The following is a 14,058-nucleotide window of genomic DNA, read 5'->3' as shown; positions in this document are numbered from 1 at the left end:
TCCCCCCCCCCCCCCCCCCCACGTTCCTGGGCGCCGTGCGCCTTGGTCTGGCCGCTATTTGGGTGTGCAGGTGGCCTTGCCCGCGTCGGCGCCGGCAGCGTAGGTACCGCTACTGACCGAGCACTGGACCTGGGTGAACGTATCCTTCAGGGTGCCGCCGAGCATCGTGACGGCGACGATGATCACAACGGCGATCAGGGAGACCATGATGCCGTACTCGACGGCGGTGGCGCCGCGCTGGTCGCGGCGCAGACGGGCAGCAAGGCTGCTAAAGAACGAACGCACGGATGCCTCCTGGGCGGTGGGTGCGGCCCGGGGTGGGCCAGAGACGAACGGGCGGAAGATTACTTGGAGCAGCTGCCCGCAGTGCCGGCCGGCGCGGTCGATGCGGCTGCCGTGTAGGTTCCGCCCTTGACGCTGCACTGGACCGAGTTGAAGGTCTCCTTCAGGGTGCCGCCGAGCAGCGTGACGGCGACGATGATGACGACGGCGATGAGGGAGACCATGATGCCGTATTCGACGGCGGTGGCGCCGCGCTGGTCGCGGCGAAGGCGGGTTGCGATGGTGGAGAAGAAGGAACGCATTGGTGACTCCTGAGCGAGTTGGGCGGCTGGCCCTGCACCAGCACTGAGAGGAACTTAGCAACCACCGACACGCCGTCAATCCGAATTGGGAACATCCTGTGCCAAGTCTTCCCAAACTGCCCATTTCCTGTACGTTCCCTGCGCGGATCCTGCGCCAGCCGCTGCAGGAACCCCGCGGGCACAAGGGAGGACCCCCCTCAGCTCTGGGTTCCAAGGGGGGTCCGGTCTTTGGGGGCCGCGCGGCTACTTGGTCTTGGCGAAAACTTCGATCATGCTCATGACCGTGGGTCCCAGCAAAACGATGAACAACGTGGGCAGGATCGTGAAGATCAGCGGAAAGAGCATCTTGACCGGCATCTTCATGGCGTGCTCTTCGGCCCGCTGGCGCCTCTTGACCCGCATGTCCTTCGCCTGCGAGTTGAGCACGTTTGCGATGGCGATGCCGTAGGCGTCTGCCTGTACGACAGCCCGGACAAAGGACCGCAGGTCCGGCACGTCCACACGCTGGGCCATGGCCAGATACGCCTCTTTGCGGGAGCGGCCCACCTGGATATCCTGCAGCGTTCGAATCAATTCCTCGGCGAGCGGACCCTTGCCGTTCTGGCCCGCCCGGGCCATGGCAGTTTCGAAGCCGAGGCCGGCCTGGACCGAGATGAGCATCTGGTCCAGGGTGTCCGGCAGCTCGAGTTTAATCTTCTCGCGCCGCTTTTGGGCGTGGTTGCGGATCAGGATATCGGGGACGAAATAGGCGAGCGCTGACGCGGCCACCGTCAGGAGGACGCTCGCCGCCGTGGGGTTTCCGGCAATCATGAGGGCCCCAAGGATGACCCCCGCGAGGGCCAGCAACGGCTTGACCATGACGACTCGTCCCAGCGGCCAGTCCTTGGGCCGGCCGGCGCCTGCCAGTTGCTTGTCCAGCCACGCCGTGTAGCCCTTAGGGGTGACCCTACGGCTCAAGGCGGCGAACTGGCCTGTGGCTGAAAACGCCGACCCGGCGGCCTCCCGGCGTTGCCCGAGGTTGGCCTGGATATTTCGCAAGCCGGCCCGGTCGCCGGTCAGGGCAAGCCAGGTCATGATCGAGAGCGGGGCGACGACCGCCAGGATTGCTGCGTAGGCAATGGTTTGCACAGTTCTCTCCCTCCTTCTCAGAACTTCGGTTTGATGAGCCGGCTGAGCCAGAAGCCGCCCACCGCCAACAGGACGACGGCGGTGAGGATCATCAGGAGGCCGGGAAACGTCGTCAAGAAGACCCGCGAGTACAGCGGGTTGAAACTCGTCAGCCCAATAAACATCAGGATCGGAAGCGCCATCAGCACCATGGCGGACATCCGGCCTTCAGCGCTGAGCGCTTTAACCTGGCCGCGGAGCTGGTTGCGGTCCCGGATGGTCTCGCCCACGTTGTCCAGTACCTGGGCGAGGTCCCCGCCGACTTCCCGGTGGATCTCGATGGCCCGGGTGATGGAGGCGAAATCCTCATTGTTGGTGCGCCGGGCGACTTCCGCGAGCGATTCGCCTAAGTCCCTTCCGATCCGGGTTTCGTTCACGACCCGGTTGAGTTCCTCTTTCATCGGCGCCTCGTTTTCTTCGGCGGCCGCGTCCACGGAACGGAGCAGGCTGTGCCCGGCGCGTAGGCCACCGGCGAGCATCTGCAACGAATCGGGGACCTGCTCGTCGAACTTCCTGCGTCGCCGCGCGACCAAGACATTCAGGAGGAGAAGGAGGCCTACCGGTGCCAGCAACAGCATCAGCACCGCGAATAGGATGCCGCCCAAAAGGAATCCAAGGACGACCGCCACGAAGGTGAAGGCCCCGCCCATCAGCAGGTAGTCTCCCGGCTGCTTCTTCAGCCCGGCGCTGTCAAGTTTCTCGCGGTTGAGTAGCCCGGAACCGCGGCTGCGGAGCCCCTGGTTGAGCGTGTGCACGGCTTGGTCGGTGAGTTTGGTCAGGTTGGAGGAATGGACGGCCGCCTCGTCCGGCCGGCGCCGGGACAGCGGAACGGCGTTGGACTTGAAGGCGACGGCGACCAAGATCGCCAGGGCCGCGTAGGTCAGGAGGAGTCCGCCGACGAAGACAAGCGGCGACTGGTCCAGCATGGTTACCGCCCCCTGACGGGTGCTGCGCCAAAGACCGCCGGGGAGATCGGGATCCCGAGTTCGGCAAAGCGGTCAGTGAAGCGCGGCCGGACCCCGGTGGGGACGGGCTTGCCCAGGAACCTGCCACTGGCGTCGATGCCGGCGGCATAGTCGAACACAAAGGCATCCTGGAGGGTAACGACGTCGCCCTCCATGCCCTGGACCTCGGTTATGTGCGTGACTCGCCGCGAGCCGTCGCGGAGCCGGGAGATGTGCACGATCAGGTTCACCGCAGAAGCGACCTGTTCGCGGATGGCCCGCAGCGGCAGGTCCATGCCGGCCATCAGCACAAGGGTTTCCAACCGCGCAATGGCATCCCGGGGCGAGTTTGCGTGCACCGTGGAGATGGAACCGTCGTGGCCCGTGTTCATGGCCTGCAGCATGTCCAGGCACTCCCCGCCGCGGACCTCGCCGACCACAATCCGGTCCGGCCGCATACGCAGCGAGTTTCGTACCAGGTCTCGGATGGAGATTTCACCCTTGCCCTCGATGTTCTGGGGCCTGCTCTCCAACCGGACCACGTGGTCCTGCTGCAACTGCAGTTCGACAGCGTCCTCGATCGTGACGATCCGGTCGTCGCTCGGAATGAATGAGGAGAGTACATTCAGCAGTGTCGTCTTGCCGGTACCGGTACCGCCCGAGACGATGATGTTCAGCCGGGCGAGCACGCAGGCCTGGAGCAGTTCGGCCATTTCCGGCGAGAGGCTGCCCATCGAAATCAGGTCGTGGACGGTCAGCGGATCCCGGCCAAACTTCCGGATGGTCAGCGCAGGTCCGTTGACGGCCAGCGGCGGGATGATGGCGTTGACGCGGGAGCCGTCAGACAGCCGGGCATCCACCAAGGGGGACGACTCGTCGATCCGGCGTCCCACGTTGGAGACGATCCGCTCGATGACACGCCGCAGGGCGTCGTCGGAAGTGAACTTCGAGTCGGTGAGCTGAAGGTGCCCCGCCCGTTCCACGTAGATCTGGTCGAAGCGGTTGACCATAACCTCCGTGACGGTGGGGTCGTCCAGGTATCGCTGGATGGGGCCGTGGCCGAGCACATCGTCGATGATTTCGCGGATCAGACGCTGCCGTTCAAGCGCGGTGAGGGGGATCTGCTCCTCGTCCACGACGGCTTTCAGTTCGTCCTTGACTGACTGGTGCAGCTCCGCCTCATCGATCGAGGAATCGGTGATCCGGGAACCGAGGCGTTCGAACAGCGCCTGGCTGGCGCGTTCCTTCAGCGCGTTCAGTGCTTCGCTGGCGACAGAAGCCGTCTGCTGGAGTTCGGCGACCCCGGGCTGCGCCTCCGCCGCAGTCCTTGCTTCGAGGATCCGGCCAAGAGTTGCAGGCTGGGCCTGCGAGGCGAAGACGTCGACGGCGGACTTTTCCTCGGGTACGTCGGGCCGAGTCCCTCCGCGCAGTTGCTGGAATCGGTCCGTGAGGCTCACTGGACTACCGCCCTTCTGTGGAGTTGCTTGTGCGGTCTGGCTTCCCACTCCGGCTTGAAGCGGTCGACCAGTTGGCGGAGGCCCTTCAGGGTGGAATCCCTGCTTCCCTCCTGGAGAACCGGCACGCCCTTGTTGGTGGAAAACGGAAGCGTCCGGGACCGTGGCAGCACCACGTCCACGGGGGCGCCGATGGTGGCTTCGACGTCTTTGAGCGAGAGCCCGGCCCGCCGGTCGGCCATGTTGAGCACAATGTGGCGGTTGGCCGGCACCAGGTTCAGTTCATCGAGGATCTGGAACCCGGTCCGCATGCCCCGAATGCTGGGGACATCCATGCCGCAGATCCACACGACGTCCGTGGCCTGCTCCAGTGTGGCCAGGACGTGTTCGCCGAGGCCCGGAGCGGTGTCCACCACGATGTAGCGGAACTCCTGCCGCAACTGCTCCAGCAGGTGGGACACGTGGGCCGCGCTGATGCGGTCCATCTCCACGGGCGTCCTCGGGGCGCACAGTGCGTAGATGCCCGCCGGGTGGACCGTGAGGTAGGTCTTCAGCACCATGGAGTCCTGACTGGCTGCCCCTATCACGGCATCGGTGATGGTGAATTCGGGTTCGAGTAGCAAGCCACTCGCCACGTCGCCGAACTGGAGGTCGAGGTCCACGATCACCACGCTCATCGGCGCAGTCTTTCCGAGCCCGACGGCGAGGTTGGTGGCCACCGTCGTCTTGCCGACACCGCCCTTGGGCGACATCACCGCGATGACGCGGCCGGAACCGTGGTCGGCGTGTTCGGTGGCCTGCGGGCCGAGCCCGCGGCGCCGGCCGGCGGCGGCGAGGCTGGCCCGCTCCAGCATGACCCGGATGGTGTCCGGATCGGCCCCGGGATCCAGCAGGTCCCGGACGCCGGCCCGCATCGCCTGGACTACCGTGTCCGGGCCGGCTGCGACCGCCAGGACTACGCTGATCTCCGGGTACTGCAGGTCCATGACGGCCGCCAGTTTCAGCGAGTCAGCTACCGGTACGCCGGGGCCCAGAATCAGGACCTCGGGCGGGTCGCCGACCATCTGCCGCATGATGTCGGCGGGGCCCTCGGGCAGGTAGTCGGCCTTGAAGACGTGCAACTCGCCGTGCATGCCGGCGATGGCCAGGCGGACCAGCCGCTCGAAGTCGGCGTTGGGCGTGATCAGGACGAAGCGGCTCATCGGAACAGCCCTGCCGCGTCTACGGTGCCCGTGCTCGAATCGGGAGAATCGCCCGGTTCCTTCGACAGGTAGATCTTGCCGAATTCAGCAGCGAAGACAATGCGTTCCGTATCGGCAGAGTTCCTGGCCAGAGTGATGAGGAAGCTGCCGTCACTCTGGGCTTTGGCGGGTGTGGTGGATGAGACCTGGCTAGCTCCTGCCGCTGCAGCGTCCGGGGTCCCAGTCTGCGTGGCCGCGCCGTCGCTGTACTGCGCCGCGGTGACCAAGACTTTATGGAAAGTCTGCTGCGTCTTGCTCAATTTGGCACCAGCGGCTCCGTCCGCTCCGGTGGCCGACTGATCCAGGGACAGGAAGATGCCGACGGTGTCGCCGGCCTTCAGGATGCCGCCGGCGACCCGCTCGATAGGAAGCTTGAGCGTGATTTCCTGCAGACCTGTCGGCACCTGGACCCGGGAGGGGCCGAGGAATGCCGTTTGGTCCACCATGCGGCTGGAAAGCAGCTGCTCACCCGGTTCGAGGGTAACTGCGGTGACTTTGGAGCCAAGGGACGCGAGGTCCGTAACGCTTTTCTCGGCCAATGCCAGCTTCGGTACTTCCTTCTTCGTGACCGAGGCAGCGATTTTATCCGCGGTGCTACCGGCCGGAATGACCTTTTGTACGACGTAAATTGACTCTGTTTCAGTACCGGACAATGCCCGCCGATCTGCATTCTGAACATACGAGACCAACAATACTGTTCCGATAATTGCCACAAGTAATGCGGCGATGCCTCCCAGTAGGCGTGTTTTCATCATAACTCCTTAGAAGTGTCTTACTTAATGAGCTGGATAATAACGCTTCCGAGATCCGGGCCGGTGCCCGGAGGTCCTCCTGCGGAATCGATGGATTCAAATCTCACGAATTGTCCGATGATGCCTCGGCAAGGGTTGTTGCAGACATTGGCTACGTTGACCACATCCGGCATTCCTGACCTAAATACTTGCGGGTCCCCGCTACCGGAGAACCGCCAGCCGATCATCTTGAAGGTCGCGTAGCCCCGCACGTGTAGCCAGCCGCTGTGGCCGGTGCCGCCAGCATCGTCGTAGACCGGAAAGGTCCCCTCCACGCTCTCGCCGGCCAGGATCTTGTTTTTCCACGTCGTGAGGACGGCGTTGCACTCTGCGGCGTAGTCGGCGCCCGGATCGCTGCCGGCGATGCCGCCGGAAGTCGTGCCGGCCTCGCACGGTGCGCTCTGGTTCAGCCAGCCAAAGCCGCCCGGGATGACGTGGCCCGAAGTGGACGTGCAGCTTCCCCGTCCAGGCTTGTACTTGATCAGTTGGACGGCGCCTGTCGCGGCAGCCGCCGAGAGGTCGTAGCTGCAGTCGGAGAATGCCAGCGGAAAGGCGGTGGCGCCGGGCGGGGTCCCCACGGACGCCGTGGCATGGGCGCCGACCGTAACCGGTGGAGCGTTGAGGGCGCTGGCGAACAATTTTGTGAGGAAGCCAGCCCCGCTGGTGCCGTCACGGGTGGACGTGACCACTGTGACCTGGTGCGGAACAGAGAGATCCACCGAATCGATAGTGGTTGCGCCGTCATTGGAGTTCGGACCACTCAGTTCAGCGGCCCAGGCGGTTGCCTGCGCCACCGTGCATCCGCCGGCCTTGTGGCAGCGCTGCGCGGCGGCCATGGCGCCGGCGTCTGCGACGTTCTGCAGTTGAGCACGCTCCGCGTAGATCTGACCGACATCGACCGCCATAGCCCCAGCGCCGATGAGCACCAGCATCAGCAGTGCCACCATGACGCCGGCCGCCCCGCGCTCCTTATTGGTGTGGTTCTTCAGCCGCCGCATCGCATGGCTCCTACTCCTGTCACGGTCAACGTACGGCCGAACATGCCTGTCAGGGCATTGCCGGTATAAGTGACGGTGACGTTCGCTGTGAGGTCCTTCGCGCAGGCGCCGGGGGTGAATGCGAAGGCGAAGCCGGCGGCGTCCAAGCCCGGAGCGCCCGCCTGCCCGGCGGCACGGGCCAGGCCCTGATCGTTCTTGACCGCCATGGTCCGGGCGGCCTCGCGGGCCGCCTGCGTGACGGAAATCTGCAGGTTATAGGCGTGGGAAAACTCCACGATCCCGCCAACCAGCGCGAGGAGGATGGGTGCCACGAGGGCGAATTCGACGGCGGCGGCCCCCCGCTGCCGCCGGTCGGCGCCGGTTCCGGACGCCCGTGAAGTGCTGCGCTTCATTTGATCCCCCCAGGGATAGATGCAGCCGAAAGATTAAGTACTGTGCCGCGTCCGCGAGACACGGACGCGGCACAGTGGGTGTTGCTGAGACCGAAGGGTTGCCTACGGGCCGACGCGCCAGCCGCCGACAGCTGCGCCCAGCCGGCCGAACCAGTCGCTGAGAGCCCCGCCGAAGATCATTGCGCCGCCGATGATGGCGAAAGCAACGAACGCGATCAGGAGCGAGTATTCCGTCGCGGTTGCGCCCTTTTCGGATTCGAATCGGTTCTTGACGCCGGCGACAAACGCCAGCATTGAGACCATGAGACCAGTCATTTTAAAAGTCCTTTTCCAGAGTTATGAATAGTGTTACGGAATTCCAGCAAATCCCCTTTTGCTACCTGGTGGAGCTCCGATGGGACAAGAATTGCACGCCGATTAACGGCCCGGCAATGAGTCCGGCTACTCGACTTCTAGGGGCGAAATGGGGGTTTTACTTGCCCGCTTTGGAAAGGTGTACTCAGTTCTTCTGGGCACGCCAAGGGCAACTACTTGGTTTACTCAGTGGGCTTACTGGTTCGCCTACGTGGGAGGCGGGAAGGGGTGCTATGCGACGAGCAGGATGGCCGCCAGGGCGGCGGCAAGCATGGACGGCCCGTAGGCCACTTCCTTCGGCTTGTTTGCGCGGTTTTTTAGCACGAGGGCGAAGGACACGAGACCGCCGGCGACGAAGCCCAGGGCGCCGCCATAGAACAGCGGCGCCCAGCCCAAGTAGCCTAAGTACAGGCCGAGTGGTGCGGCGAGCTTAACATCGCCCATTCCGAGGCTCTTGGGGCTGATGAGGGCCAGGATGAAGTAGAAAAAGAAGAGGATGACGGCCCCGGCGAGGCCGCCGACCAGCTTTTCCCAACCTCCCAGTGCTAGCGAGGCCCCTGCGAGGAGCAGGATGCCGGCACCCAGCAGGGGTACGACCAGCCGGTTGGGCAACAAATGATGAAGGATATCGATCCGCGCCAGCTGGATGCCGGTAATTGCAAGAAACAAAAACGCCGGCAGTGCCGGGGAAGCGCCAAAACGCCAGGCCAACAGTGCGCAAAGAGCCGCGGCGGCCACCGCCGCCGTCGAACGCTGGAGGAGGGTGGGGCGGCCAGCAAGCTCCGGCAGGGCCCGCCTCACAACGGCGTCGGCCAGCCAGCCAAGGCCCAGCCCGGCGGCGGCGATTGCCGCCAGGAACAACAGCGGTGAGGCCCCTGCGACGGCGGGATCGGGCACGGTACCTCCAGGGGTGCGGCGGGCCGGAACTGCGCGGCACGCTGGGCAGCGTGCCACCGGACACCCCATTTTGACCCATGACCCCGGCTTCCGCTATTCTTGGTAGTCGTTGTGCGTGTCCTATCTCGATGATGCGTGCCCGCTTGAGAATCCGGTTGCAGGATAGCTACTCAACGTGCACATTCGAGTCCACAGGATGACTGGTTACATGGAGCCCTCACCTCTGTTCCGGTAGCGCATAGATAGTAGGTGCACCTTTGCGTGACGCCTAAAACAAGAACGCCAGAACAAGAACGAGGCAAACACCGTGCGTACGTACACCCCGAAGCCCGGCGATATCAACCGCCAGTGGCACGTCATTGACGCCACCGACGTTGTCCTTGGTCGTCTCGCCAGCCAGACCGCAATCCTGCTGCGCGGCAAGCACAAGGCCACCTTCGCGTCCCACATGGACATGGGCGACTTCGTCATCATCATCAACGCTGAAAAGGTTGCCCTCACCGGCGCCAAGCTGGAGCAGAAGCGCGCATACCGCCACTCCGGCTACCCGGGCGGCCTGACCTCCGTCAACTACGCGGAACTGCTGGAATCCAACCCGGTCCGCGCCGTTGAGAAGGCCATCAAGGGCATGCTCCCGAAGAACTCCCTCGCTGCCCAGCAGCTGGGCAAGCTGAAGGTTTACCGCGGTGCCGAGCACCCGCACGCCGCCCAGCAGCCCAAGACTTTCGAAATCACCCAGGTCGCCCAGTAGTCCTGGCCACCAACTAACTTATTAATACAAGGAGAACCGTGGCTCAGAACGAAGAGACCACCGAAGCCGTTGAGGCTGAGGAAAACCTGACCAGCTACACCTCGGAAAGCGGAGCTGCTGACGCAGCCGCGCCGAAGAAGGAACGTCCGGCCCTGACCGTCGCCGGCGCAGCTGTTGGCCGCCGCAAGGAAGCCGTTGCACGCGTTCGCGTTGTGCCGGGCTCCGGCAAGTGGACCATCAACGGCCGCGAGCTGTCGAACTACTTCCCGAACAAGCTGCACCAGCAGGACGTCAACGAGCCCTTCAAGATCCTTGATCTCGAAGGCGCCTACGACGTTATCGCCCGCATCCACGGCGGTGGCCCCTCCGGCCAGGCCGGTGCACTGCGCCTCGGCATCGCCCGTTCGCTGAACGAGATCGACGTCGAGAACAACCGCGCCACCCTGAAGAAGGCTGGCTACCTTACCCGTGACGCACGCGTCATCGAGCGTAAGAAGGCTGGTCTCAAGAAGGCACGCAAGGCCCAGCAGTACTCCAAGCGCTAAAAAGCGCCTTCCCGACCGGCCTCGGCTGGTTGGAACCGGAAGCCCGTCCCGCACTCATGCGGGGCGGGCTTCCGTCGTTTAACGCCCGTCCAGCCGCCCGGGGCGGGAGCCGGGCGTGCCATCGACTAAACTTGACCCGATGTCTAGATTATTTGGAACAGATGGTGTCCGCGGCCTGGCTAACGGTCTGCTGACCGCCGAGCTGGCATTGCAGCTGGCGCAGGCTGCCGCCGTCGTGCTTGGCCACGACCGCAGCATTAACGGCAACCGGCCGCGCGCCGTCGTCGCCCGCGACCCGCGCGCCAGCGGCGAGTTCCTCGCCGCCGCCGTGGAGGCCGGGCTTTCCAGCTCCGGCATCGACGTCTACGACGCCGGAGTGCTCCCCACCCCGGCCGCGGCGTACCTCGTGGCGGACCTCGACGCCGACTTCGGTGTGATGATCTCCGCCTCCCACAACCCGGCGCCTGACAACGGGATCAAGTTCTTCGCCCGCGGCGGCCAGAAACTCCCCGACGACGTCGAGGACGCCATCGAAGAGCAGCTGGCCAAGGAGCCCTTCCGCCCCGTTGGCGGCGAAGTGGGCCGCATCCAGCGCTTCTCCGACGCCGAGGACCGCTACATCGTGCACCTGCTGGGCACCCTCCCGCACCGGCTCGACGGGCTCAAGGTGGTCCTGGACTGCGCGCACGGCGCCGCCAGCGGCTGCTCGCCGCAGGTCTTCAAGGACGCCGGCGCCCAGGTGCTGGTCATCGGCGCCGAACCGGACGGCCTCAACATCAACGACGGGGTGGGCTCGACGCACCTCGGCCCGCTCAAGCAAGCAGTCCTGGAATACGGCGCTGACCTCGGCATCGCGCACGACGGCGACGCCGACCGCTGCCTCGCCGTTGACCACGAGGGCAACGAGGTGGACGGCGACGAGATCATGGCCATCCTTGCCGTGGCCCTCAAAGATGCCGGCAAGCTCAAGGACGACGTCCTGGTGGCCACCGTGATGAGCAACCTAGGACTCAAGATCGCCCTGCGGGACGCTGGCATCAGCCTCCGCGAGACCGGCGTGGGCGACCGCTACGTGCTCGAAGGCATGCGCGAAGGCGGCTTCAATCTTGGTGGGGAACAGTCCGGCCACGTGATCTTCGCCGACCACGCGACTACCGGGGACGGGGTGTTGACGGGCCTGCAGATCGCCGCGCAGGTGGCCCTGACCGGCCGTCCGCTGAAGGAACTGGCCAAGGTCATGACCAAGCTCCCGCAGGTGCTGATCAACGTCAAGGGCGTCGACCGCACCCGCGTCGACGGCGACGAAGCCGTGGCAGAGGCCGTCGCCCAGGCCGAAGCGCAGCTCGGTGATACCGGCCGCGTCCTGCTGCGCCCCTCCGGTACAGAGCCGGTGGTCCGGGTGATGGTGGAAGCCGCCGATCACGACACCGCGCAGGAAGTCGCCGAAGGCCTTGCCCAGGTGGTCAGGACCGAACTGGCCCTGGCCCTCGTGTCAGACTGACGCCCCGTCCGCAAACAACAGTGGCCCGCTTCCGGAAGGAAGCGGGCCGCCTTTTCGTTGGTGCGGAAGCTAGTTGGTACGGGTCAGTGCGTCGCGGATCTCGGTCAGCAGGGCGATCTGCGGGTCTTCGGCCGCTTCTTCCTTGACGTCCGGGTGGATGCCGAGGCGGCGGTTGCGGCGCTCGATCATGTGGTTCATCGGCACCACAACGACGAAGTAAATGGCGGCCGCGACGAGCAGGAAGTTGACGATTGCCGTCAGCAACACGCCGAACTTGATGTCGTTGCCGTTCAAGGTGACGACGGCGAAGCTGTCAAAGTTAGGGGATCCAACCAGGCCCGCGATGAACGGCATGAGAACGCTCTGGACAAGTGCCGTTACCACGGCGCCAAATGCGGCGCCGATGACGACTGCGACGGCAAGGTCTACGACGTTGCCCTTAAGAATAAAGTTCTTGAATCCTGTCAGCATGCCCTCAACATAACCCCGCCGCGTGAACGGGCCGTGACGGGTACGTGTGTTTCCGCTTCCGTGTCTTCCCTAGAGGTAGCCCGGTGCCGCTTCCAGCCCAAAGTACTCCTCGAGGGTCGCAATACCCCGGGCGTTCATCTCGCCGGCCGCTTCCGCACCGACGTAGCGCAGGTGCCACGGCTCGTAGTAGTAGCCCGTGATCTCATGGAACATCCAGGGGTAGCGGACCACAAAGCCGAAGCGGTGCGCGTTTGCCTTGGCCCACACGGCGGCCGGCTGTTCGGCGAAGCATGGCTGGAAGCTGCAGGCGCCGCCGCCGTCGCCGATGTCGAAAGCCCAGCCGGTCTGGTGCTCCGAGTGGCCCGGGCGGGCCGACGCGGTGTCCGCCTCGGCGAGCCCGCGGGAGTTCACGTAGCTGTTGTAGGTGGCGGTCTGGGTGGCGAAGGAACGGTAGCCGCTCGCCAGTACCAGGACGACGCCGGCGGCTGCCGCGTCGTCGAACATCCGCTGGGCCGCTGCCGCCGTCGTGCTGTTCAGCAGGGCAGCCTCCCCGGACGCCGCGAGCCGCACGGCCGGCTGCACCAGGTCGGCCGGGACGAAAGCCGCGGGGGAGAGCGGGCGGTGCTTGTTCACCACCACCCATGGACTTGCCGGATCCGTCAAGGAATACTGCCTGCCGGGTGCGGCGGCCGCCGGGGAGCTGGGCGGCGCGGAAGCGGCCGGGCCCGGACCGGCGGGGTCCGCGGGGTCCGTCGTCGTCGTGGCGGCCGTGGCGGTCGGTGCGCCCGAGGAAGCCGGCGCGGTGGAAGGGGTGCCAGTTGGCACGCCTGTGCCGGAAGCAGGACGCGGCGCCGTGCCCTCCGGGCTGCAGGCGGCCAGGGCGGCCAGGGCCGCGAACCCGGCGCCCGTGGCCACAACACGTCCGAACGCGCGCCGGCTGGGGGACTCCGGGGTCTCGGTGGCGTCGGACGCGTTCTGGCACACCCGCGCTAGACCTTGCGCAGCAGCATGCGGCGGATGGAGTGGTCGGCGTCCTTGGTCAGCACGAGCTGGGCCCGGCCGCGGGTGGGGAGGACGTTCTCCTCCAGGTTCGGCTCGTTGATGCGCTTCCAGATGTCGCGGGCGGTCTGCTCGGCCTCGGAATCGGAGAGCGTCGCGTACCGGTGGAAGTAGGATTCCGGCTGGGCGAAGGCTGTGGTCCGCAGCTTGCGGAAACGGTCCACGTACCATTCCTCGATATAGGAGGTCTTGGCGTCCACGTAGATGGAAAAGTCGAAGAAGTCGCTCAGGGCCAGGCCCTGCCGGCCGTCGTGCCGCGGACGGGCCGGCGCCAGGACGTTGAGCCCCTCGACAATGAGGACGTCCGGCCGGCGGACCACAACCTCCTTGCCCGGAACGATGTCGTAGGTGACGTGCGAGTACCAGGGGGCGCGCACTTCCTCTGCGCCGCCCTTAACCTCGCTCACAAAGCGAAGAAGGGCTCGGCGGTCGTAGGACTCCGGAAAGCCCTTGCGGTCCAGGAGTTGCCGGCGCTTGAGCTCGGCCAGGGGGTACAGGAAACCGTCGGTGGTGATGAGCTCCACGTTCGGGGTGCCCGGCCAGCGCCGTAGCATTTCGCGGAGCACACGCGCGATGGTCGACTTCCCCACGGCTACCGAACCGGCCACGCCGATCACGAACGGGGTGCGTTGGGTCTTCTCGCCGAGGAACGTGGTGGTGGCTGCGTGGAGCTGGTTGGCGGCCTCAACGTAGAGGTGCAACAGGCGGGAGAGCGGCAGGTAGACCTCCCGGACCTCCTTCATGTCGAGGGGGTCGCCCAGGCCGCGGAGGCGGAGCACGTCCTCTTCGTTGAGAGGCTGCTCCATTTGGGCAGCGAGCCGGGACCAGGTCTGCCGGTCCAGCTCAACGAACGGGGAGACGCCCTCGCCGTTCGCGTCGTTGCGTTGCAAAGTCACCCTAGAGATTCTG

General features: G+C 65.4%; 17 protein-coding genes. 3 read left to right on the top strand and 14 right to left on the bottom strand.

From position 1 onward, the window contains the following. Positions 1–54: 54 nt before the first annotated feature. The 11 genes from ABLI39_RS08470 to ABLI39_RS08420 form a co-directional block, all read right to left on the bottom strand. Entirely contained in the window at positions 55–285 is a 231-nt protein-coding gene (locus ABLI39_RS08470) for a Flp family type IVb pilin (RefSeq protein WP_349412999.1), read from the bottom strand. A 59-nt stretch (positions 286–344) separates the two neighbouring features. Then, positions 345–584, bottom strand: a complete 240-nt coding sequence (locus ABLI39_RS08465; protein ID WP_349412998.1) for a Flp family type IVb pilin — start codon at positions 582–584, stop codon at positions 345–347. Positions 585–827: 243 nt separating this feature from the next. Then, complete coding sequence (locus ABLI39_RS08460) at positions 828–1,712, bottom strand: type II secretion system F family protein (protein WP_349412997.1); 885 nt, start codon at positions 1,710–1,712, stop codon at positions 828–830. A gap of 17 nt (positions 1,713–1,729) precedes the next feature. Further along, positions 1,730–2,677, bottom strand: a complete 948-nt coding sequence (locus tag ABLI39_RS08455) for a type II secretion system F family protein (RefSeq protein ID WP_349412996.1) — start codon at positions 2,675–2,677, stop codon at positions 1,730–1,732. A gap of 2 nt (positions 2,678–2,679) precedes the next feature. Further along, on the bottom strand, positions 2,680–4,152 hold the full coding sequence (locus ABLI39_RS08450; protein WP_349412995.1) for a TadA family conjugal transfer-associated ATPase: 1,473 nt from the start codon (positions 4,150–4,152) through the stop codon (positions 2,680–2,682). After that, positions 4,149–5,351, bottom strand: a complete 1,203-nt coding sequence (locus ABLI39_RS08445; protein ID WP_349412994.1) for a CpaE/TadZ family protein — start codon at positions 5,349–5,351, stop codon at positions 4,149–4,151. Before ABLI39_RS08445 ends, ABLI39_RS08450 begins: the two co-directional genes overlap by 4 nt. After that, positions 5,348–6,145, bottom strand: a complete 798-nt coding sequence (cpaB, locus tag ABLI39_RS08440; protein WP_349412993.1) for a Flp pilus assembly protein CpaB — start codon at positions 6,143–6,145, stop codon at positions 5,348–5,350. Before cpaB ends, ABLI39_RS08445 begins: the two co-directional genes overlap by 4 nt. Positions 6,146–6,162: 17 nt before the next feature. After that, on the bottom strand, positions 6,163–7,179 hold the full coding sequence (locus ABLI39_RS08435; protein WP_349412992.1) for a pilus assembly protein TadG-related protein: 1,017 nt from the start codon (positions 7,177–7,179) through the stop codon (positions 6,163–6,165). Then, entirely contained in the window at positions 7,167–7,571 is a 405-nt protein-coding gene (locus ABLI39_RS08430; protein WP_349412991.1) for a TadE/TadG family type IV pilus assembly protein, read from the bottom strand. The genes ABLI39_RS08435 and ABLI39_RS08430 overlap by 13 nt, the downstream gene beginning before the upstream one ends. A gap of 102 nt (positions 7,572–7,673) precedes the next feature. Next, positions 7,674–7,886 carry a Flp family type IVb pilin gene (locus ABLI39_RS08425; protein WP_349412990.1) on the bottom strand — a complete coding sequence of 71 codons (213 nt, stop codon included), beginning with the start codon at positions 7,884–7,886 and terminating at the stop codon, positions 7,674–7,676. 270 nt (positions 7,887–8,156) lie between these two features. Next, a complete protein-coding gene (locus ABLI39_RS08420; RefSeq protein WP_349412989.1) occupies positions 8,157–8,822 on the bottom strand; it encodes a prepilin peptidase in 666 nt (221 codons plus the stop codon). Positions 8,823–9,129: 307 nt separating this feature from the next. Between ABLI39_RS08420 and rplM the strand changes: the two genes are divergently transcribed. From rplM to glmM, 3 genes are all read left to right on the top strand, one after another. Continuing rightward, positions 9,130–9,573, top strand: coding sequence for a 50S ribosomal protein L13 (rplM, locus tag ABLI39_RS08415; RefSeq protein ID WP_015937805.1), 444 nt, complete (start codon positions 9,130–9,132; stop codon positions 9,571–9,573). A 38-nt stretch (positions 9,574–9,611) separates the two neighbouring features. Then, a complete protein-coding gene (gene rpsI / locus ABLI39_RS08410) occupies positions 9,612–10,118 on the top strand; it encodes a 30S ribosomal protein S9 (protein WP_056737844.1) in 507 nt (168 codons plus the stop codon). 139 nt (positions 10,119–10,257) lie between these two features. Beyond that, positions 10,258–11,619: a phosphoglucosamine mutase gene (gene glmM, locus ABLI39_RS08405; RefSeq protein WP_349412988.1), complete on the top strand. Its 1,362-nt coding sequence runs from the start codon at positions 10,258–10,260 to the stop codon at positions 11,617–11,619. A 69-nt stretch (positions 11,620–11,688) separates the two neighbouring features. Here the strand turns inward: glmM and mscL are convergent, their stop codons facing one another. From mscL to coaA, 3 genes are all read right to left on the bottom strand, one after another. Further along, positions 11,689–12,090 (bottom strand): large conductance mechanosensitive channel protein MscL, encoded by a 402-nt coding sequence (mscL, locus tag ABLI39_RS08400; protein WP_349412987.1) that lies wholly within the window; start codon positions 12,088–12,090, stop codon positions 11,689–11,691. 69 nt (positions 12,091–12,159) lie between these two features. Then, the gene (locus tag ABLI39_RS08395) at positions 12,160–13,074 is read right to left on the bottom strand and encodes a M15 family metallopeptidase (RefSeq protein WP_349412986.1); all 915 of its coding nucleotides are present in this window, start codon (positions 13,072–13,074) and stop codon (positions 12,160–12,162) included. A gap of 5 nt (positions 13,075–13,079) precedes the next feature. Continuing rightward, positions 13,080–14,045, bottom strand: coding sequence for a type I pantothenate kinase (gene coaA, locus ABLI39_RS08390; RefSeq protein ID WP_138768608.1), 966 nt, complete (start codon positions 14,043–14,045; stop codon positions 13,080–13,082). Positions 14,046–14,058 lie beyond the last annotated feature (13 nt).

Origin of the sequence: Pseudarthrobacter sp. B907, from assembly GCF_040137805.1 — a bacterium.
GTDB lineage: Bacteria > Actinomycetota > Actinomycetes > Actinomycetales > Micrococcaceae > Arthrobacter.
This window is presented reverse-complemented; position numbering and strand designations above follow the sequence as displayed.